The following is a 17516-nucleotide window of genomic DNA, read 5'->3' on the forward strand; positions in this document are numbered from 1 at the left end:
TTCTATATTAACCTTGTTTTTGTTTATGTTTTGGGTTTTCGCAGATAACCATTACTTTACCGCGTCTGCGAATAACTTTACATTTTTCACAGATTGGTTTAACAGATGGTCTTACTTTCATTATTCTAACCTCCTTGATCATACGGAGTGCAATGGACTATTTAAAGCGATACGTGATTCTTCCGCGAGTTAGATCATAAGGGGATAGCTCAACAGTCACTTTATCCCCTGGTAAAATCCGAATGAAGTGCATGCGGATTTTTCCAGAAACATGAGCTAACACAGAATGACCATTTTCTAATTCTACCTTAAACATGGCATTTGGCAAAGTTTCAACTACTGTACCTTCTACTTCAATTACATCATCTTTCGCCATCAAACTGTCTCCTTTCTTTATTCAAGTACGTATTAATTCACAAATTGCATTAGAAAGACAAGACCGATTTTTTCGATTGTACTCGAATCAGCATGCATACGTGAACCTAACTGCTTAGTTTGGTTAAAATTTCGTAACCTGTCTCAGTGATCGCAATCGTATGCTCGAAATGAGCACACATTCTCCCATCAACTGTTACAACCGTCCAGTCATCCGCCAAGGTCTTGACATATTGACTTCCAGCATTCACCATCGGTTCAATAGCTAGTACCATGCCAGGTTTTAAACGCGGACCTTTGTTTGGGGGACCATAATGTGGGATTTGAGGATCCTCATGTAAGTCTTGCCCTACGCCGTGTCCAACATACTCGCGCACAATGGAAAAGCCGTTTGCTTCCACATACGTTTGAATCGCATGAGAGATGTTTGATAGGCGTTCACCTGGTTTAGCTTCCTTAAGGCCAAGAAAGAGAGCATGCTCCGTAACCTCTAACAGACGTTTCGTTTCCTCTTCAATTTCACCTACCGGATAAGTCCAAGCTGAATCTCCATGATAACCGTTGTATTTTGCACCAATGTCAATACTGATGATATCGCCATTCTTCAATACACGATCACCTGGTATTCCGTGAACTAATTCATCATTGACAGAAGCACAGATGCTGCCACGAAACCCATTATACCCTTTAAAAGATGGAATTGCACCCTGTTTTAAGATAAACTGTTCGGCAATAACATCTAATTCTTTCGTTGTAATCCCCGGACGAATATGTTTCTTTAATTCCTCATGTGTTAGAGCAACAATGCGACCAGCTTGGCGCATTATTTCAATTTCACGCGGGGTTTTACAAATGATCATTATTTTAAGCTCCCGAGTAACTCGGCGATATCAGCAAAAACGACTTTAATATCGCGCTGACCATCGATGTTACGTAAATACCCTTTTGTTTCATAGAAATCTAATAAAGGCTGCGCTTGTTGAATATTTACTTCTAAGCGGTTTTGAACTGTTTCTGCATTATCATCAGCACGTTGGTATAATTCTCCGCCACAACGGTCACAAGTACCTTCTTGTGCAGGTGGATTAAACACTAAATGATAAGTAGCTCCACATCCTTTACAAATGCGGCGACCAGTTAAACGCTCCATTAAGATTCCATGATCGACATCAATATTAATAACGTAGTCGATTTTTTTGTCTAGTTGAGTAAGAATATCTTCGAGTGCTTCTGCTTGAGGTACAGTTCTTGGAAACCCATCGAGTAGGAATCCTTTCTTACAATCATCTTTGCTTAGACGTTCACGAACGATTCCGATCGTTACTTCATCAGGAACAAGGGCACCTTGATCCATGAAAGACTTTGCTTGTAAGCCTAGTTCTGTTCCCTCTTTCATCGCTGCACGGAACATATCTCCAGTTGAGATATGAGGAATGCCGTATTGATCGACAATTTGCTCAGCTTGAGTACCTTTACCGGCACCTGGAAGACCCATTAATACTAAATTCACAGTTATTCCCCCTCAGTCTAGACGGTTTTAGGGATATAACGTCCCTAAAACCAATTTATTTAATAAATCCTTTATAATGTCGATTCACAAGCTGTGATTCAAGTTGTTTCATCGTGTCAAGTGCAACACCAACCACGATTAGTAAACTTGTACCGCCAATTTGTGCTGATTGCGGCAGATCAGCAAATTTCACAAAGAATACAGGCAAGATCGCTATAATTGCTAAGAATAAAGATCCTACAAGCGTTAAACGATAAAGCACTCTTGTTAGATATTCCTGTGTGCTTCTTCCAGGACGAATCCCAGGAATATATCCACCTTGCTTTTTCAAGTTTTCAGCAACCTGTTCTGGGTTAACTTGGATGAAAGCATAGAAATAAGTAAAGGCGATAATTAAAGCAACATACATAATCATACCGACTGGATTTGTATAATCAAACGTCTTCTGAATCCATAACGTTACATCATTAGGACCAAAGAAAGACGCAATCGTTGGTGGAGTAACAATAAACGATACAGCGAAGATAACTGGAATAACACCAGCCGCATTAACCTTCAATGGCATGTGCGTTGCACCACCGGAAGGACGACCTTCAACCATTCGTTTTGCATACTGAATCGGAATCTTACGCAACGCCTGTTGAATAAATATAACTCCTACAACAACAGCGATAACAGCTAATACAATTAATAAAACCGTAAGAATACGGATAAATAATTGATCACCTGCATTTTCAAATTGCTGAGCGTATATTTGATTCGCCGTTGATGGGATTCCGGCCACTATACCAGCAAAGATGATAATCGAAATACCATTACCAACACCGTTAGAAGTAATCTGTTCACCTAACCACATTAAGAAAGAAGTTCCTGCTGTGAGTACAGTAGCGATTAACAAATAAGTGCCGATTCCTGGATTCTTAATTAACATCCCTGATGCCATATTATTAAAACCATAAGACATTCCAAACGCTTGAATAAAACCAAGTACGATTGTGAAGTATCTTGTAAATTGAGCTAACTTTCTGCGGCCCACTTCACCTTGCTTGGACCACTCAGTGAATTTAGGTACTACATCCATTTGTAGCAATTGAATAATAATGGATGCGGTGATATAAGGCATAATCCCCATTGCAAAAATAGAGAATTTCTTTAATGCACCGCCACCAAAAATATTCAAAACACCAAAAACACCAGATTGATCTTGTGCCTCTAATAAATCTGCATTTACGTTTGGGACGGGAATAAATGTCCCAAGACGAAATACAATTAGCATCAAGAGGGTGAATATGATTTTTTTTCTAATATCACCCACGCGCATAAAATTGGAGATTGCTCGGAACATTAGATCACCTCAGTAGTTCCACCGGCAGCTTCTATAGCTTCTTTCGCAGCAGAGGAAAATTTATGTGCTTTCACTGTAAGCTTTTTCTCTACACTACCTTTTGCAAGAATTTTAATTCCTGCTTTTTCACTGCTAACAATTCCTGTTTCAAGAAGAAGTTCTGGAGTAACTTCTGTCCCTTCTTCAAAACGATTTAAAACATCAAGGTTTACGATTGCGTATTCCTTACGGTTGATGTTTGTAAAACCACGTTTTGGTAAACGACGGAATAATGGTGTTTGACCACCTTCAAAGCCAAGACGAACACCGCCGCCTGAACGTGCGTTTTGTCCTTTATGACCTTTTCCAGCAGTTTTCCCTTGACCAGAACCAATACCACGTCCAAGACGTTTACGTTCTTTACGAGAACCTTCTGCAGGTTTTAATTCATGAAGTTTCATATGGGCACCTCCTTATAGGTAAAAAGAATCAATTTTATTGTTCTTTTACAGTAATAAGGTGAGCAACTTTTTTGATCATACCGCGGATAGCGGGATTATCTTGCTGCTCAACCGTCTGGTTAACCTTACGTAAACCAAGAGCCTTAACTGTTTCGCGTTGGTCTTGTGGACGACCAATAAGACTGCGAGTGAGGGTAATTTCTAGTTTATTCGCCATTTGATTTCCCTCCTTATCCTAACAGTTCTTCTACTGATTTACCGCGTAACTTAGCTACGTCCTCAGCACGTTTTAATTGTTTTAAGCCATCGATAGTTGCACGAACCATATTAATTGGTGTGTTTGTTCCTAAAGATTTAGATAGGATATCTGCAACACCAGCTAACTCAAGCACCGCACGTACAGGTCCACCAGCGATAACCCCAGTACCTTCAGAAGCAGGTTTTAATAGGATTTCACCAGCACCAAAATGTCCGATTACTTGATGTGGAATAGTTGTGCCCACCATTGGAACTTCAACTAAGTTTTTCTTAGCATCTTCAATTGCTTTACGAATGGCATCTGGAACTTCTTGAGCTTTACCAGTACCAAAACCAACATTACCGTTTTTATCTCCAACTACTACAAGTGCAGAGAAACGAAAACGACGTCCACCTTTAACAACTTTCGCAACACGGTTAACCGTAACTACGCGTTCTTCAAGTTCAAGTTTGTTTGGATCAATACGACGCATCTGTTTTTTTCCCTCCTTTGTCTATTAAAATTCTAAGCCGTTTTCACGTGCAGCATCAGCTAATGCTTTAACGCGTCCATGATAGAGGTATCCGCCACGGTCGAATACAATAGAAGTAATTCCTTTTTCAACAGCACGTTTAGCTACTAATTCTCCGACCTTTTGTGCTGCTTCAAGGTTTCCAGTTGATTCTAAACCGAAGTCTTTATCTAATGTAGAAGCACTCGCTAAAGTAACTCCATTAACATCATCGATTAATTGAGCATAAATGTGTTTACTAGAACGGAACACATTTAAACGAGGACGAGCCGCAGTACCGCTAAGTTTCGCACGAACACGAGCATGTCTCTTCTTGCGAGTAGCGTTTTTATCAAGCTTCGTAATCATTTACGTCACTCCTTTCGTTTGCCTAGGCAGCATTACTTACCTGTTTTACCTTCTTTACGACGCACGAATTCACCTTCGTAACGAATTCCTTTACCTTTATAAGGCTCTGGTGGGCGAACTCCACGAATGTTAGCTGCTAAAGCGCCGACACGTTCTTTATCTGCACCTTTAACAGAAATTTTTGTGTTTGCTGGTACTTCGATTTCGATACCTTCTTCAGGCTCGATTTCAACCTGGATGAGAGTAACCAACGTTAAGAACTAGTTTATTACCTTGCTTTTGAGCACGGTAACCAACCCCGATCAACTCAAGGTTTCTTACGAATCCTTTAGAAACTCCTTCAATCATGTTAGCAATCACTGCGCGAGTAGTTCCGTGCAAAGCGCGGTGTTCTTTCACATCAGATGGACGAGATACGTTGATCACGTTCTCTTCAATGCTAATAGTAATATCAGGATTAAATGTACGAGATAATTCCCCTTTAGGGCCTTTAACTGTTACTTGACCATTAGTAGCAGTAACAGTAACGCCAGCAGGAATTTCGATTGGTTTTTTACCTACGCGAGACATTTGGTGCACCTCCATTCATTAAAAAACTTGATTACCAGATATATGCTAGAATTTCTCCGCCAACTTGTTTAGCACGAGCTTCTTTATCAGTTACAACACCTTGTGAAGTCGATACAAGCGCAACTCCTAAACCGTTAAGAACACGTGGAACCTCAGTTGATTTCGCATAAACACGAAGTCCAGGTTTACTGATTCTCTTAAGACCAGTGATAACACGCTCATTGTTTGAACCGTATTTCAAGAAAATGCGGATGATACCTTGTTTGTTATCTTCGATATATTCAACATCACGAACGAAACCTTCACGCTTAAGAATTTCAGCGATTTCTTTCTTGATATTAGAAGCAGGAACTTCTAATTTTTCGTGACGAACCATATTCGCATTACGAATGCGAGTAAGCATATCTGCAATTGGATCTGTCATGACCATTTGATTTACCTCCTTCCCAGACTTTGGGTTTTACCAGCTAGCTTTTTTGACACCAGGAATTTGTCCTTTGTATGCTAATTCACGGAAACAAATACGGCAAAGCTTAAATTTACGGTATACAGAGTGTGGACGGCCACAACGTTCGCAGCGAGTATACTCTTGTACCTTATGTTTAGGCGTGCGTTTTTGTTTCGCAATCATTGATTTTTTAGCCACGTTTTCGCCTCCCTCATTTAGAGATTACTTTTGGAATGGCATTCCGAACTGAGTTAAAAGCTCACGAGCTTCTTCGTCAGTATTTGCCGTCGTAACGATAACGATATCCATGCCTCGTACTTTGCTTACTTTATCGTAATCAATTTCAGGGAAGATAAGCTGTTCTTTAACACCTAATGTGTAGTTTCCACGACCATCAAATGCTTTTTTAGATACACCACGGAAGTCACGTACACGTGGAAGAGAAACAGATACTAATTTATCAAGAAATTGGTACATACGCTCTCCACGAAGTGTAACTTTCGCACCGATTGGCATTCCTTCACGAAGTCGGAAACCAGCGATTGATTTTTTCGCACGAGTCACTACTGGCTTTTGACCAGCGATTTGTGTTAACTCTTCAACTGCACTATCAAGTGCTTTTGCGTTTGCAACAGCATCACCAACACCCATGTTGATAACGATCTTATCAAGTTTTGGTACTTCCATAACGGATTTATAGTTAAACTTGCTCATAAGAGCAGGGCTAATTTCACTTACAAACTTTTCTTTTAGGCGGTTCATTGAGTGTACCTCCCTTCACTTATAGACTATTTATCAAGAACTTCACCGGATTTTATTGCTACACGTACTTTCTTGCCGTCAACCGTTTTATATCCTACACGAGTTGGTGTACTAGATTTAGGGTCGATAGGCATTACGTTTGATACATGAATAGGTGCCTCTTGGCTAATGATTCCGCCTTGCGGGTTGATTTGAGAAGGTTTAGCGTGTTTTTTCACGATGTTAACTCCTTCTACAAGAACACGGCTTTGCTTTGGATAAGCTGCCAGTATAACGCCCGTTTTGCCTTTATCCTTGCCAGAGATGACCATAACTTTGTCACCTTTTTTCACATGCATCTGCGCGCACCTCCTTAAAGGCAATTTTAATTTATTTATAGTACTTCTGGAGCTAGAGAAACGATTTTCATAAAGTTGTTGTCACGTAATTCACGTGCAACTGGTCCAAAGATACGAGTTCCACGAGGGCTCTTATCATCTTTGATAATCACACATGCGTTTTCATCGAAACGAATGTAAGAACCGTCATTACGACGAGCGCCGCTCTTTGTACGAACGACAACTGCTTTAACAACGTCACCTTTTTTAACAACGCCACCTGGTGTTGCTTGTTTCACTGTACAAACAATAATATCACCAATGTTCGCTGTTTTACGGCCAGAGCCACCAAGAACTTTAATTGTAAGTACTTCACGAGCACCTGAGTTGTCAGCAACTTTTAAACGAGTTTCCTGTTGGATCATGCGTGTAACCTCCCTTCGGAATAAACCTTAATCCGAACAATTAAATAATAACTGCTTTTTCTACCACTTCAACAAGACGGAAGCGCTTTGTTGCAGAAAGCGGACGAGTTTCCATGATACGAACGATGTCGCCAACTTTTGCTGCGTTCTGCTCATCATGTGCTTTAAACTTTTTAGAGTATTTCACGCGTTTACCGTAAAGAGGATGCTTTTTGTATGTTTCGACAAGTACTGTAACGGTTTTATCCATTTTGTCAGAAACAACGCGTCCAGTGTAAACTTTGCGTTGATTACGTTCACTCATTTGGGCGAACCTCCTCTCAATTATCGATTGTTAACGCCGATTTCTCTTTCACGAATCACAGTTTTCATGCGAGCAATCGCTTTGCGTACTTCACGGATGCGAGCTGTGTTTTCAAGTTGTCCAGTCGCTAATTGAAAGCGAAGGTTGAAAAGCTCTTCTTTTAATGATTTCACTTTTTGTTCTATTTCGGCAGTGGTTAGATCACGAATTTCATTAGCTTTCATTAGATTCACCACCAATTTCTTCTCGTTTTACAAACTTACATTTAACTGGAAGTTTGTGTGATGCAAGACGTAATGCTTCACGAGCGATCTCTTCAGATACACCAGCGATTTCAAACATTACTTTTCCTGGCTTAACAACTGCTACCCATCCTTCAGGAGCACCTTTACCGAAACCCATCCGTACTTCTAGAGGCTTAGCAGTATAAGGCTTGTGCGGGAAAATTTTAATCCAAACTTTACCGCCACGTTTCATGTAACGAGTCATCGCGATACGAGCCGCTTCAATCTGGCGGTTTGTGATCCAAGATGCTTCTGTAGCTTGAAGGCCAAATTCACCAAAAGCCACTTCGGTACCACCTTTTGCATTTCCGCGCATTTTTCCGCGATGTTCACGACGATACTTAACGCGTTTTGGCAATAACATATTATTTGCCTCCTTCCACAGTTTTCTTCTTAGTAGGAAGGACTTCTCCACGATAGATCCATACTTTTACTCCAAGTTTACCGTAAGTAGTATCTGCTTCTGCAGTAGCATAGTCGATATCGGCACGAAGTGTATGAAGTGGAACTGTACCTTCACTATAGTGTTCTGAACGAGCGATGTCAGCACCGCCTAAACGACCGGAATACCATTGTTTTGATTCCTTTTGCACCAGCACGCATAGCACGTTGGATAGCTTGCTTTTGTGCACGACGGAATGATACACGGTTTTCTAATTGACGAGCAATGTTCTCTGCAACTAATTTTGCATCAAGATCTGCTCTTTTAATTTCAAGAATATTGATGTGTACACGCTTGCCAGTAAGTGAGTTAAGGGCTTTACGAAGTGCTTCAACTTCAGTACCACCTTTACCGATAACCATACCTGGCTTAGCAGTGTGGATTGTAATGTTTAAGCGATTAGCTGCACGTTCAATTTCAACTTTAGAAACTGATGCATCCTTTAAGCGCTTCGTGATATACTCACGAACTTTAAGGTCTTCGTGCAAAAGATCAGCATAGTCTTTGCCTGCGTACCATTTTGATTCCCAATCACGAATGATCCCGACACGCAAACCGACTGGATTTACTTTTTGACCCACTGATTATCCCTCCTTCTTTTCTGATAGCACAATTGTAATGTGACTAGTACGTTTGTTTATTTGACTTGCACGTCCTTGTGCGCGTGGACGGAAACGTTTTAAAGTTGGTCCCTCGTCTACGAATGCTTGCTCAACCACTAGGTTGTTAATATCCATTTCGTAGTTGTGCTCAGCGTTTGCCATAGCAGATTTTAAAACTTTCTCAACGATTGGAGAAGAAGCTTTTGGAGTTAATTTTAAAATCGCTACTGCTTCACCTACTTGCTTACCTCGAATTAAATCTACGACTAAACGAGCTTTACGAGGAGCAATACGAACTGTTCTTGCAACAGCTTTAGCTTGCATCAGAATGCCCTCCTCTCATTAACGTCTTGTTTTCTTATCATCACTAGCATGCCCTTTGTAAGTACGTGTTGGAGCAAATTCTCCAAGCTTATGACCTACCATGTCTTCAGTAACATATACAGGAACATGTTTACGACCATCATAAACAGCGATTGTGTGTCCGATGAATTGCGGGAAGATCGTTGAACGACGTGACCAAGTTTTTACTACTTGTTTGCCTTCAGTTTCATTTAACTTTTCGATCTTTGTGATTAAATGCTCATCAACAAAAGGTCCTTTTTTCAAGCTGCGACCCATAGCTGAACCTCCCTTCGTGATCGTTCTACGGTTCTTTTGGCGAACCGTAGTTCAATCCCGTTATTTTTTACGACGACGTACAATAAATTTATCTGATTTGTTTTTCTTCTTACGAGTTTTGAATCCAAGAGTTGGTTTACCCCATGGAGACATTGGTGACTTACGTCCGATTGGTGAACGTCCTTCACCACCACCGTGTGGGTGATCGTTAGGGTTCATTACAGATCCACGAACAGTTGGGCGTTTACCTAACCAACGAGAACGACCTGCTTTACCAATGTTAATTAATTCGTGTTGCTCGTTACCAACTTGACCGATTGTAGCACGGCAAGTAGCAAGAATCATACGAACTTCACCAGAATTCAAACGGACAAGAACGTATTTACCTTCTTTACCTAGAACCTGTGCGCTAGTTCCTGCAGAACGTACTAATTGTCCACCTTTACCAGGTTTTAACTCGATATTGTGGATAACTGTACCTACTGGAATGTTTGTTAATGGTAGTGCGTTTCCTACTTTAATGTCAGCCTCAGGACCAGACATTACCTCCATACCTACTACAAGGTTTTTTGGAGCTAAGATATAACGCTTTTCTCCATCTACATAATTAATTAATGCGATGTTTGCAGAACGGTTTGGATCATACTCAACTGTAGCAACGCGTCCTGGAATGCCATCTTTATCACGTTTAAAATCAATGATACGGTATTGACGCTTATGGCCGCCACCTTGATGACGAACTGTTAACTTACCTTGGTTATTACGGCCGCCTTTTCTCTTTAACGGTGCAAGTAGAGATTTTTCGGGTGTGCTAGTTGTGATTTCTGCGAAATCAGAAGTAGTCATACCACGACGACCATTAGAGGTAGGTTTATACTTTTTAATCGCCATTTTTTTCCCTCCTCTTCTAGTTATAGGAATTAAACTTCAAAGAATTCGATTTCTTTGCTGTCTTGAGTTAATTTTACAATAGCTTTACGGCGTTTGTTAGTGTATCCACCAAACTTGCCCATACGCTTAAATTTGCCTTTGTAGTTCATAATGTTAACTTTCTCAACTTTAACGCCAAAGATTTCTTGGATAGCGTCTTTTACTTGAGTTTTATTAGCTCTTACGTCCACTTCAAAAGTGTACTTTTTCTCAGACATTGCTTCACTTGAAGCTTCAGTAATCACGGGGCGCTTAATGATATCGCGTGCATCCATTATGCAAGCACCTCCTCTACTTTTTCAACCGCAGCTTTCGTCATGATTAATTTATCATGATTTAATACATCCAAAACATTAATACCGTTAGCAGTTACAACTGTTACACCTGGAATGTTACGAGCAGATAATGCTACATTTTCATCCAAATCAGCTGTTACAATTAACGCTTTAGATTCAACAGAAAGACCTTTAAGGACTTTAGTGAATTCTTTTGTTTTTGGTGCTTCGAAAGCTAGGTTTTCTAATACAAGAATGTTTTCAGCCAATACTTTAGAAGAAAGAGCTGACTTAATTGCTAAGCGACGTACTTTCTTCGGTAATTTATAGCTGTAGCTACGTGGAACAGGTCCAAATACTGTACCACCACCGCGCCATTGTGGAGAACGAATCGAACCTTGACGTGCACGACCAGTTCCTTTTTGACGCCACGGTTTACGACCACCGCCGGCTACTTCAGAACGAATTTTTGTTTTATGAGTTCCTTGACGTAAAGAAGCTCTTTGCATGATGACAGCTTCAAATAACACATGGTTATTTGGCTCAATACCAAATACTGAATCATTAAGTTCGATTTCACCAACTTGTGATCCGCTTTGGTTAAATAACGCTACTTTCGGCATTGTATTTCCTCCTTTCTGCGTGAATTACTATGCTTTTACCGCACTTTTAATTTTAAGTAATGCTTTTTTAGCACCAGGTACGTTACCTTTGATTAAAAGTAAGTTACGTTCAGCATCAACTTTCACGATCTGTAGGTTTTGAACTGTAACTTGCTCTCCACCCATACGTCCTGCTAACTTTTTCCCTTTAAATACGCGGTTTGGAGCAACAGGTCCCATTGAACCTGGACGACGATGGTAACGAGAACCGTGAGCCATAGGGCCGCGAGATTGTCCGTGGCGTTTGATAACACCTTGGAAACCTTTACCTTTAGAGATTCCTGTTACATCAACGATTTCGCCTTCTGCGAAAATATCAACTTTGACTTCCTGACCAACCTGATACTCACCTAAGTTTACACCACGTAATTCGCGGATGAAGCGCTTAGGAGCAGTATTTGCTTTGTTAACATGGCCTTTTTCCGGCTTGTTCGCAAGCTTTTCACGCTTATCTTCAAAACCTAATTGAACAGATTCATACCCGTCTGTTTCAACAGATTTTACTTGAAGTACCACGTTACCAGCAGCTTGAACAACTGTTACTGGAATAAGATCTCCATTTTCAGCAAAAACTTGAGTCATACCGATTTTTCTTCCTAAGATTCCTTTGGTCATTATAGTCACACCTCCTGTTTTCTTCATTATTTATTCATTATAATTTGATTTCGATGTCCACACCTGATGGTAAATCCAAACGCATTAATGAATCAACCGTTTGTGGTGTTGGGTTAATGATATCGATTAAACGCTTATGAGTACGCATCTCGAATTGTTCACGAGAATCTTTGTACTTATGCACCGCACGTAAGATTGTGTAAATTGACTTTTCAGTTGGAAGCGGAATCGGACCAGATACAGCTGCACCAGAACGTTTTGCCGTTTCAACAATCTTTTCAGCAGATTGATCAAGAATTCTGTGATCATAAGCCTTTAAACGAATACGAATTTTTTGTTTTGCCATTATTTTCCCTCCTTTTCGCCTATTTTAAGATAGACATTCTCCGCGAAAATTTCCCACACACTCGCCATGGCAAAGCGGCCGGGTGTGTCAGCAACCTTCCGCATCATCGCAGTCGAAGACCAACATTGTCTATTATACCGAAAACAAAAAGAGAAAGCAACATGTTTTTAAATCTCTTTAAGTCCAGCACACTTTTATTATTATAACGACCTGTAACGAAGAAATCAAGTCTGAATTATTACTGCCAATTATTACTCTATATTATAGAAATAAAAAAAGCAGATGGGTCGTCACCCACCTGCTTCTTTATTTAGTCCAAAGACTACGCCATGATTTTAGCAACTGATCCAGCGCCTACTGTACGGCCACCTTCACGAATTGAGAACTTAGTTCCTTCTTCAACAGCGATAGGAGCAATAAGTTCAACTGTCATTTCGATGTTATCACCAGGCATAACCATTTCTACGCCTTCTGGAAGATTACAAATACCAGTAATATCAGAAGTACGGAAATAGAATTGTGGACGGTAGTTTGTGAAGAATGGAGTATGACGTCCACCTTCTTCTTTAGATAAAACGTAAACTTGTGCAGTGAACTTTGTATGTGGGTTGATTGTTTTTGGCTTAGCCAAAACTTGTCCACGTTCGATTTCTTCACGAGCAACCCCACGAAGAAGTGCACCGATGTTGTCTCCAGCTTCTGCATAATCAAGAAGCTTACGGAACATTTCAACACCTGTTACAGTAGTAGATTTAGGCTCTTCAGTGAAACCTACGATTTCAACTACGTCACCAACTTTAACTACACCACGCTCAACACGTCCTGTAGCAACAGTTCCACGACCAGTGATTGAAAATACATCCTCAACTGGCATCATGAATGGCTTTTCAGTATCACGAGCTGGAGTTGGAATATATTCATCAACAGCAGCCATAAGTTCATTTACTTTTTCTTCCCATTCTGGTTCGCCTTCAAGAGCTTTTAATGCAGAACCTTTGATTACAGGAATGTCATCGCCTGGGAAGTCGTATTCAGATAGTAGATCACGGATTTCCATTTCTACTAATTCAAGTAACTCTTCGTCGTCAACCATGTCACACTTGTTCATGAATACAACAAGGTATGGTACACCTACTTGACGAGAAAGAAGGATGTGCTCACGAGTTTGTGGCATTGGGCCGTCAGCAGCAGATACTACTAAGATACCGCCATCCATTTGTGCAGCTCCAGTGATCATGTTTTTAACATAGTCAGCATGTCCTGGGCAGTCAACGTGTGCATAGTGACGAGTTGCAGTTTCATATTCTACGTGTGCAGTAGAGATTGTGATACCACGTTCTCTTTCTTCTGGTGCACCATCGATTTGATCGTATGCACGAGCTTCTGCTCCACCTACTTTTGCAAGTACAGATGTGATTGCAGCTGTTAAAGTTGTTTTACCATGGTCAACGTGTCCGATTGTACCAATGTTAACGTGTGGCTTAGAACGGTCGAATTTAGCTTTTGCCATTTTAGGAAATCCTCCTTTGATTTTAAAAAAATAAGTTAAGTATATGTGGGTATATGAAGATAGATTGAAGTCTATCTTCATATATTCCAAAGCTTACACTAGTATTTATACTTGATTAAAGGGGTAAAATCAATTACTCACCTTTATTTTTTTTGATGATTTCTTCAGAGATTGACTTTGGTACCTCTTCGTAATGGTCGAAGTGCATTGAGAACACTCCACGTCCTTGAGTGCTTGAACGCAAAGCAGTTGCGTAACCAAACATTTCAGATAGTGGAACCATAGAACGAACTACCTGAGCATTACCACGAGCTTCCATACCTTCGACGCGGCCGCGACGAGCAGTGATTTGACCCATGATATCTCCAAGATAATCTTCAGGAATAACAACTTCAACTCTCATAACTGGTTCAAGGATTACAGGGCTACATTTTGAAGCAGCATTTTTAAGAGCCATTGAAGCGGCAATTTTAAACGCCATTTCACTTGAGTCAACATCATGGTATGAACCATCAAATAGTCTAGCCTTGATGTCTACAAGTGGATAACCAGCAAGTACTCCTCGATCAAGCGCATCTTCAAGACCTGCTTGAACCGCTGGGATGTATTCACGAGGAACAACCCCACCGACGATACCATTTATAAATTCAAACCCTTTACCTTCGTCATTAGGTGAGAACTCAATCCATACATGTCCGTACTGACCACGTCCACCAGATTGACGAGCGAATTTCCCTTCAACGTTTGCAGAAGAACGGAATGTTTCACGGTAAGCAACCTGAGGTGCACCTACGTTTGCTTCTACTTTGAACTCGCGACGCATACGGTCAACGATGATATCAAGGTGAAGTTCTCCCATACCTGCAATGATAACTTGTCCAGTTTCCTGGTCAGTGTGTGCACGGAAAGTTGGGTCTTCTTCTTGAAGCTTTTGTAAAGCTGTTGTCATTTTGTCTTGGTCAGCTTTAGATTTAGGTTCAACAGAAAGTTGAATAACAGGTTCTGGGAACTGCATAGATTCTAAGATTACTGGAGCTTTATCATCACATAAAGTATCACCAGTAGTAGTATCTTTTAAACCTACAGCTGCAGCAATATCCCCTGCATGTACTTCTGAGATTTCTTGACGGCTGTTCGCATGCATTTGCAGGATACGACCGATACGCTCGCGCTTCCCTTTAGTAGAGTTTTGAACATATGATCCAGAGCTTAATGTACCTGAGTACACACGGAAGAATGTCAATTTCCCTACATACGGGTCAGTCATAACTTTAAATGCAAGTGCTGAGAAAGGCTCGCTGTCGTCAGAATGACGTTCAACTTCTTCATCTGTATCTGGTAGAGTACCTTTGATAGCAGGTACATCTAATGGAGATGGAAGATAGTCAATAACAGCATCAAGCATTAATTGAACACCTTTGTTTTTAAATGCTGATCCACAGATAACTGGGTAAAACTCAACATTTGTAGTACCTTTACGGATACCAGCTTTCAGCTCTTCAATGCTGATTTCTTCTCCGCCAAGATATTTTTCCATTAATTCTTCATCAAGCTCAGCTACTGCTTCAACCAACTTTTCACGGTATTCTGTAGCTAAATCTTGATGTTCTTCTGGAATTTCACGAATTTCAATATCAGTTCCAAGATCATTACTGTAGAAATGAGCTTTCATTTCTACTAAGTCAATGATAGCTTCGAACTCATCTTCAGCACCGATTGGTAATTGGATCGGGTGCGCATTCGCTTGAAGACGGTCATGAATAGTTTTTACAGAATACAAGAAATCCGCACCGATTTTATCCATTTTGTTAACGAATACTACACGGGGAACTCCATAAGTTGTTGCTTGACGCCAAACAGTTTCTGTTTGTGGCTCAACCCCAGATTGAGCATCAAGAACTGCTACCGCACCATCTAGTACACGAAGTGAACGTTCAACCTCAACAGTGAAGTCTACGTGTCCTGGTGTGTCGATGATGTTTACGCGATGACCCTTCCACTGTGCAGTTGTTGCTGCAGAAGTGATTGTGATACCACGTTCTTGTTCTTGCTCCATCCAGTCCATTTGCGAGGCACCTTCATGAGTTTCACCAATCTTATGAATACGACCAGTATAATAAAGGACACGCTCAGTAGTGGTTGTTTTACCGGCATCAATGTGAGCCATGATTCCGATATTACGAGTATTTTCCAAGGAGAACTCTCTAGCCATTTGGTCTATCTCCTTCCATGTATGAGTGTATTAGATTTGAAGGTTAGATTACCAACGATAGTGAGCAAACGCTTTGTTTGCTTCAGCCATTTTATGAGTATCTTCACGCTTCTTAACAGATGCTCCTGTTGCATTAGCTGCATCAAGAATTTCATTTGCTAAACGTTGTTCCATAGTTTTCTCACCGCGAAGACGAGAATAGTTAACTAACCAACGAAGACCAAGAGTTGTACGACGATCAGGGCGTACCTCCACTGGAACTTGGTAGTTAGCACCACCCACACGGCGTGCTCTTACTTCTAGTACTGGCATGATGTTTTTAAGTGCTTGTTCAAACACTTCCATCGGCTCTTTGCCAGAGCGTTCACGAATAATATCAAACGCAGAGTAAAGAATTTCTTGAGATTTACCTCTTTTACCGTCGATCATCATTTTGTTGATCAAACGAGTTACAAGCTTTGAGTTGTAAAGCGGATCTGGTAAAACGTCTCTTTTTGCTACTGGACCTTTACGTGGCATATTTTTTCCTCCTTTCAAAGAAGCTACTATTTAAATTAGATTATTTTTTCGGTGCTTTTGGTCTCTTAGTTCCGTACTTAGAACGACCTTGCATACGACCGTTAACTCCAGCTGTATCAAGTGCTCCACGAACGATGTGGTAACGTACCCCAGGTAAGTCCTTTACACGTCCGCCACGGATAAGTACAACACTATGTTCTTGTAGGTTGTGTCCAATCCCAGGAATGTAAGCTGTTACCTCGATACCGTTTGTTAAACGAACACGCGCATATTTACGTAATGCAGAGTTCGGTTTTTTCGGTGTCATAGTACCAACACGTGTACATACTCCACGTTTTTGAGGTGAAGATACGTCTGTTTGTGATTTCTTAAAGCTGTTATAACCTTTGTTTAGTGCAGGTGATTTTGACTTTTCCTCTTTAGATTGACGAGGTTTACGCACTAATTGATTAATTGTAGGCATGTTTTTTCCTCCCTTCATTTTTTGTGTAAGCCCACACATCCAGGTGGTTCAATTTTTTGCAAAAACAAAGTTTTTGCAGATATATTCTACAAAAACAGTTTTTAACGAGTAATAGCTACAGCTGCAGCTCCAACATCTATCTTACATGCTTTTCCGAGTTTTTTCATCGAATCTACATAAGAAACCGGCACGTTTTCTTCCCTTGCTGTTTGTTCAACTTTTGCGATCACTTTTTGATCGGCATCGGTCGCAATAACAAGTTCAATCACAACACCTGATTTTAGAGCTTTAACTGCTTGTTTTGTACCTATAATGACGTGACCAGCCTGTAATACTTTTTCATAAGACATCGTTCATATCCTCCAAAGTATCAGGTAAATAGGAGCACCTTTGATATATTAACACCTTAGAATTGCAATGT

General features: G+C 40.6%; 29 protein-coding genes and 2 pseudogenes. All 31 read right to left on the bottom strand.

The features are described from left to right. Nucleotides 1-7: 7 nt before the first annotated feature. Complete coding sequence (rpmJ, locus tag RGF10_RS00120) at nt 8-121, bottom strand: 50S ribosomal protein L36 (RefSeq protein ID WP_000868344.1); 114 nt, start codon at nt 119-121, stop codon at nt 8-10. Between the two features lie 36 nt (nt 122-157). Continuing rightward, the gene (infA, locus tag RGF10_RS00125; RefSeq protein WP_096155951.1) at nt 158-376 is read right to left on the bottom strand and encodes a translation initiation factor IF-1; all 219 of its coding nucleotides are present in this window, start codon (nt 374-376) and stop codon (nt 158-160) included. Nucleotides 377-482: 106 nt separating this feature from the next. Beyond that, a complete protein-coding gene (gene map, locus RGF10_RS00130) occupies nt 483-1235 on the bottom strand; it encodes a type I methionyl aminopeptidase (RefSeq protein ID WP_318506258.1) in 753 nt (250 codons plus the stop codon). After that, complete coding sequence (locus tag RGF10_RS00135; protein ID WP_318506260.1) at nt 1235-1885, bottom strand: adenylate kinase; 651 nt, start codon at nt 1883-1885, stop codon at nt 1235-1237. The genes map and RGF10_RS00135 overlap by 1 nt, the downstream gene beginning before the upstream one ends. Before the next feature lie 55 nt (nt 1886-1940). Further along, nucleotides 1941-3230, bottom strand: a complete 1290-nt coding sequence (gene secY / locus RGF10_RS00140; protein ID WP_318506262.1) for a preprotein translocase subunit SecY — start codon at nt 3228-3230, stop codon at nt 1941-1943. Then, nucleotides 3230-3670 (bottom strand): 50S ribosomal protein L15, encoded by a 441-nt coding sequence (gene rplO / locus RGF10_RS00145; protein ID WP_318506263.1) that lies wholly within the window; start codon nt 3668-3670, stop codon nt 3230-3232. Before rplO ends, secY begins: the two co-directional genes overlap by 1 nt. 34 nt (nt 3671-3704) lie before the next feature. Next, nucleotides 3705-3887: a 50S ribosomal protein L30 gene (gene rpmD, locus RGF10_RS00150; RefSeq protein ID WP_318506264.1), complete on the bottom strand. Its 183-nt coding sequence runs from the start codon at nt 3885-3887 to the stop codon at nt 3705-3707. A gap of 13 nt (nt 3888-3900) precedes the next feature. Beyond that, a complete protein-coding gene (gene rpsE, locus RGF10_RS00155) occupies nt 3901-4401 on the bottom strand; it encodes a 30S ribosomal protein S5 (RefSeq protein ID WP_318506265.1) in 501 nt (166 codons plus the stop codon). A 24-nt stretch (nt 4402-4425) separates the two neighbouring features. Continuing rightward, nucleotides 4426-4788: a 50S ribosomal protein L18 gene (rplR, locus tag RGF10_RS00160; RefSeq protein WP_318506268.1), complete on the bottom strand. Its 363-nt coding sequence runs from the start codon at nt 4786-4788 to the stop codon at nt 4426-4428. A gap of 32 nt (nt 4789-4820) precedes the next feature. Further along, nucleotides 4821-5358: pseudogene (gene rplF, locus RGF10_RS00165) on the bottom strand (50S ribosomal protein L6). A gap of 31 nt (nt 5359-5389) precedes the next feature. Beyond that, the gene (gene rpsH, locus RGF10_RS00170; RefSeq protein WP_147535676.1) at nt 5390-5788 is read right to left on the bottom strand and encodes a 30S ribosomal protein S8; all 399 of its coding nucleotides are present in this window, start codon (nt 5786-5788) and stop codon (nt 5390-5392) included. A gap of 30 nt (nt 5789-5818) precedes the next feature. Next, nucleotides 5819-6004, bottom strand: coding sequence for a 30S ribosomal protein S14 (rpsN, locus tag RGF10_RS00175; protein ID WP_009336593.1), 186 nt, complete (start codon nt 6002-6004; stop codon nt 5819-5821). Between the two features lie 24 nt (nt 6005-6028). Next, a complete protein-coding gene (rplE, locus tag RGF10_RS00180) occupies nt 6029-6568 on the bottom strand; it encodes a 50S ribosomal protein L5 (protein WP_318506273.1) in 540 nt (179 codons plus the stop codon). A gap of 26 nt (nt 6569-6594) precedes the next feature. Further along, entirely contained in the window at nt 6595-6906 is a 312-nt protein-coding gene (rplX, locus tag RGF10_RS00185; protein WP_318506275.1) for a 50S ribosomal protein L24, read from the bottom strand. 35 nt (nt 6907-6941) lie between these two features. Then, nucleotides 6942-7310: a 50S ribosomal protein L14 gene (gene rplN, locus RGF10_RS00190; protein ID WP_318506277.1), complete on the bottom strand. Its 369-nt coding sequence runs from the start codon at nt 7308-7310 to the stop codon at nt 6942-6944. 40 nt (nt 7311-7350) lie between these two features. Beyond that, a complete protein-coding gene (gene rpsQ / locus RGF10_RS00195) occupies nt 7351-7614 on the bottom strand; it encodes a 30S ribosomal protein S17 (RefSeq protein ID WP_318506280.1) in 264 nt (87 codons plus the stop codon). Between the two features lie 20 nt (nt 7615-7634). Continuing rightward, on the bottom strand, nt 7635-7838 hold the full coding sequence (gene rpmC / locus RGF10_RS00200; protein WP_003351417.1) for a 50S ribosomal protein L29: 204 nt from the start codon (nt 7836-7838) through the stop codon (nt 7635-7637). Further along, entirely contained in the window at nt 7828-8262 is a 435-nt protein-coding gene (gene rplP, locus RGF10_RS00205) for a 50S ribosomal protein L16 (protein WP_318506284.1), read from the bottom strand. Before rplP ends, rpmC begins: the two co-directional genes overlap by 11 nt. Nucleotide 8263: 1 nt before the next feature. Continuing rightward, nucleotides 8264-8921 (bottom strand): annotated as a pseudogene (gene rpsC / locus RGF10_RS00210) (30S ribosomal protein S3). Nucleotides 8922-8924: 3 nt separating this feature from the next. Beyond that, nucleotides 8925-9266, bottom strand: coding sequence for a 50S ribosomal protein L22 (rplV, locus tag RGF10_RS00215; protein WP_318506286.1), 342 nt, complete (start codon nt 9264-9266; stop codon nt 8925-8927). Between the two features lie 18 nt (nt 9267-9284). Further along, a complete protein-coding gene (gene rpsS, locus RGF10_RS00220; RefSeq protein ID WP_147535684.1) occupies nt 9285-9563 on the bottom strand; it encodes a 30S ribosomal protein S19 in 279 nt (92 codons plus the stop codon). Between the two features lie 60 nt (nt 9564-9623). Next, on the bottom strand, nt 9624-10454 hold the full coding sequence (rplB, locus tag RGF10_RS00225) for a 50S ribosomal protein L2 (protein ID WP_318506290.1): 831 nt from the start codon (nt 10452-10454) through the stop codon (nt 9624-9626). 29 nt (nt 10455-10483) lie between these two features. Then, nucleotides 10484-10768, bottom strand: a complete 285-nt coding sequence (gene rplW / locus RGF10_RS00230; protein ID WP_169101655.1) for a 50S ribosomal protein L23 — start codon at nt 10766-10768, stop codon at nt 10484-10486. Next, nucleotides 10768-11391, bottom strand: a complete 624-nt coding sequence (gene rplD / locus RGF10_RS00235; protein ID WP_318506293.1) for a 50S ribosomal protein L4 — start codon at nt 11389-11391, stop codon at nt 10768-10770. The genes rplW and rplD overlap by 1 nt, the downstream gene beginning before the upstream one ends. Before the next feature lie 27 nt (nt 11392-11418). Continuing rightward, a complete protein-coding gene (gene rplC, locus RGF10_RS00240) occupies nt 11419-12045 on the bottom strand; it encodes a 50S ribosomal protein L3 (RefSeq protein ID WP_318506296.1) in 627 nt (208 codons plus the stop codon). Nucleotides 12046-12082: 37 nt separating this feature from the next. Then, the gene (gene rpsJ, locus RGF10_RS00245; protein ID WP_009791329.1) at nt 12083-12391 is read right to left on the bottom strand and encodes a 30S ribosomal protein S10; all 309 of its coding nucleotides are present in this window, start codon (nt 12389-12391) and stop codon (nt 12083-12085) included. Nucleotides 12392-12713: 322 nt separating this feature from the next. Then, nucleotides 12714-13901: an elongation factor Tu gene (gene tuf / locus RGF10_RS00250; RefSeq protein WP_318506298.1), complete on the bottom strand. Its 1188-nt coding sequence runs from the start codon at nt 13899-13901 to the stop codon at nt 12714-12716. 133 nt (nt 13902-14034) lie between these two features. After that, a complete protein-coding gene (gene fusA / locus RGF10_RS00255) occupies nt 14035-16113 on the bottom strand; it encodes an elongation factor G (RefSeq protein ID WP_318506300.1) in 2079 nt (692 codons plus the stop codon). A 48-nt stretch (nt 16114-16161) separates the two neighbouring features. Beyond that, nucleotides 16162-16632: a 30S ribosomal protein S7 gene (gene rpsG, locus RGF10_RS00260; protein WP_318506302.1), complete on the bottom strand. Its 471-nt coding sequence runs from the start codon at nt 16630-16632 to the stop codon at nt 16162-16164. 40 nt (nt 16633-16672) lie between these two features. Next, complete coding sequence (gene rpsL, locus RGF10_RS00265) at nt 16673-17095, bottom strand: 30S ribosomal protein S12 (RefSeq protein WP_318506304.1); 423 nt, start codon at nt 17093-17095, stop codon at nt 16673-16675. A gap of 101 nt (nt 17096-17196) precedes the next feature. Beyond that, nucleotides 17197-17445, bottom strand: coding sequence for a 50S ribosomal protein L7ae-like protein (locus RGF10_RS00270; RefSeq protein WP_318506306.1), 249 nt, complete (start codon nt 17443-17445; stop codon nt 17197-17199). Nucleotides 17446-17516 lie beyond the last annotated feature (71 nt).

Origin of the sequence: Bacillus sp. T3 (genome assembly GCF_033449965.1) — a bacterium.
Taxonomy (GTDB): Bacteria; Bacillota; Bacilli; order Bacillales; family Cytobacillaceae; genus Bacillus_BU.

Bases quoted from the DNA above. Each gene is read 5' to 3' on its own strand.
- rpsS (WP_147535684.1), bottom strand. From the start codon at position 9,563: ATGGGTCGCAGCTTGAAAAAAGGACCTTTTGTTGATGAGCATTTAATC.
- rpsJ (WP_009791329.1), bottom strand. From the start codon at position 12,391: ATGGCAAAACAAAAAATTCGTATTCGTTTAAAGGCTTATGATCACAGA.
- rpsH (WP_147535676.1), bottom strand. From the start codon at position 5,788: ATGGTCATGACAGATCCAATTGCAGATATGCTTACTCGCATTCGTAAT.
- map (WP_318506258.1), bottom strand. From the start codon at position 1,235: ATGATCATTTGTAAAACCCCGCGTGAAATTGAAATAATGCGCCAAGCT.
- rpsG (WP_318506302.1), bottom strand. From the start codon at position 16,632: ATGCCACGTAAAGGTCCAGTAGCAAAAAGAGACGTTTTACCAGATCCG.
- rpsQ (WP_318506280.1), bottom strand. From the start codon at position 7,614: ATGAGTGAACGTAATCAACGCAAAGTTTACACTGGACGCGTTGTTTCT.
- rplE (WP_318506273.1), bottom strand. From the start codon at position 6,568: ATGAACCGCCTAAAAGAAAAGTTTGTAAGTGAAATTAGCCCTGCTCTT.
- rplW (WP_169101655.1), bottom strand. From the start codon at position 10,768: ATGGATGCACGCGATATCATTAAGCGCCCCGTGATTACTGAAGCTTCA.
- rplV (WP_318506286.1), bottom strand. From the start codon at position 9,266: ATGCAAGCTAAAGCTGTTGCAAGAACAGTTCGTATTGCTCCTCGTAAA.
- infA (WP_096155951.1), bottom strand. From the start codon at position 376: ATGGCGAAAGATGATGTAATTGAAGTAGAAGGTACAGTAGTTGAAACT.
- rplR (WP_318506268.1), bottom strand. From the start codon at position 4,788: ATGATTACGAAGCTTGATAAAAACGCTACTCGCAAGAAGAGACATGCT.
- rplB (WP_318506290.1), bottom strand. From the start codon at position 10,454: ATGGCGATTAAAAAGTATAAACCTACCTCTAATGGTCGTCGTGGTATG.
- rpmJ (WP_000868344.1), bottom strand. From the start codon at position 121: ATGAAAGTAAGACCATCTGTTAAACCAATCTGTGAAAAATGTAAAGTT.
- rpsE (WP_318506265.1), bottom strand. From the start codon at position 4,401: ATGCGTCGTATTGATCCAAACAAACTTGAACTTGAAGAACGCGTAGTT.
- rpmC (WP_003351417.1), bottom strand. From the start codon at position 7,838: ATGAAAGCTAATGAAATTCGTGATCTAACCACTGCCGAAATAGAACAA.
- rpmD (WP_318506264.1), bottom strand. From the start codon at position 3,887: ATGGCGAATAAACTAGAAATTACCCTCACTCGCAGTCTTATTGGTCGT.
- RGF10_RS00270 (WP_318506306.1), bottom strand. From the start codon at position 17,445: ATGTCTTATGAAAAAGTATTACAGGCTGGTCACGTCATTATAGGTACA.
- rplP (WP_318506284.1), bottom strand. From the start codon at position 8,262: ATGTTATTGCCAAAACGCGTTAAGTATCGTCGTGAACATCGCGGAAAA.
- tuf (WP_318506298.1), bottom strand. From the start codon at position 13,901: ATGGCAAAAGCTAAATTCGACCGTTCTAAGCCACACGTTAACATTGGT.
- rpsL (WP_318506304.1), bottom strand. From the start codon at position 17,095: ATGCCTACAATTAATCAATTAGTGCGTAAACCTCGTCAATCTAAAGAG.
- rplX (WP_318506275.1), bottom strand. From the start codon at position 6,906: ATGCATGTGAAAAAAGGTGACAAAGTTATGGTCATCTCTGGCAAGGAT.
- rplN (WP_318506277.1), bottom strand. From the start codon at position 7,310: ATGATCCAACAGGAAACTCGTTTAAAAGTTGCTGACAACTCAGGTGCT.
- rplO (WP_318506263.1), bottom strand. From the start codon at position 3,670: ATGAAACTTCATGAATTAAAACCTGCAGAAGGTTCTCGTAAAGAACGT.
- rplC (WP_318506296.1), bottom strand. From the start codon at position 12,045: ATGACCAAAGGAATCTTAGGAAGAAAAATCGGTATGACTCAAGTTTTT.
- rplD (WP_318506293.1), bottom strand. From the start codon at position 11,391: ATGCCGAAAGTAGCGTTATTTAACCAAAGCGGATCACAAGTTGGTGAA.
- secY (WP_318506262.1), bottom strand. From the start codon at position 3,230: ATGTTCCGAGCAATCTCCAATTTTATGCGCGTGGGTGATATTAGAAAA.
- fusA (WP_318506300.1), bottom strand. From the start codon at position 16,113: ATGGCTAGAGAGTTCTCCTTGGAAAATACTCGTAATATCGGAATCATG.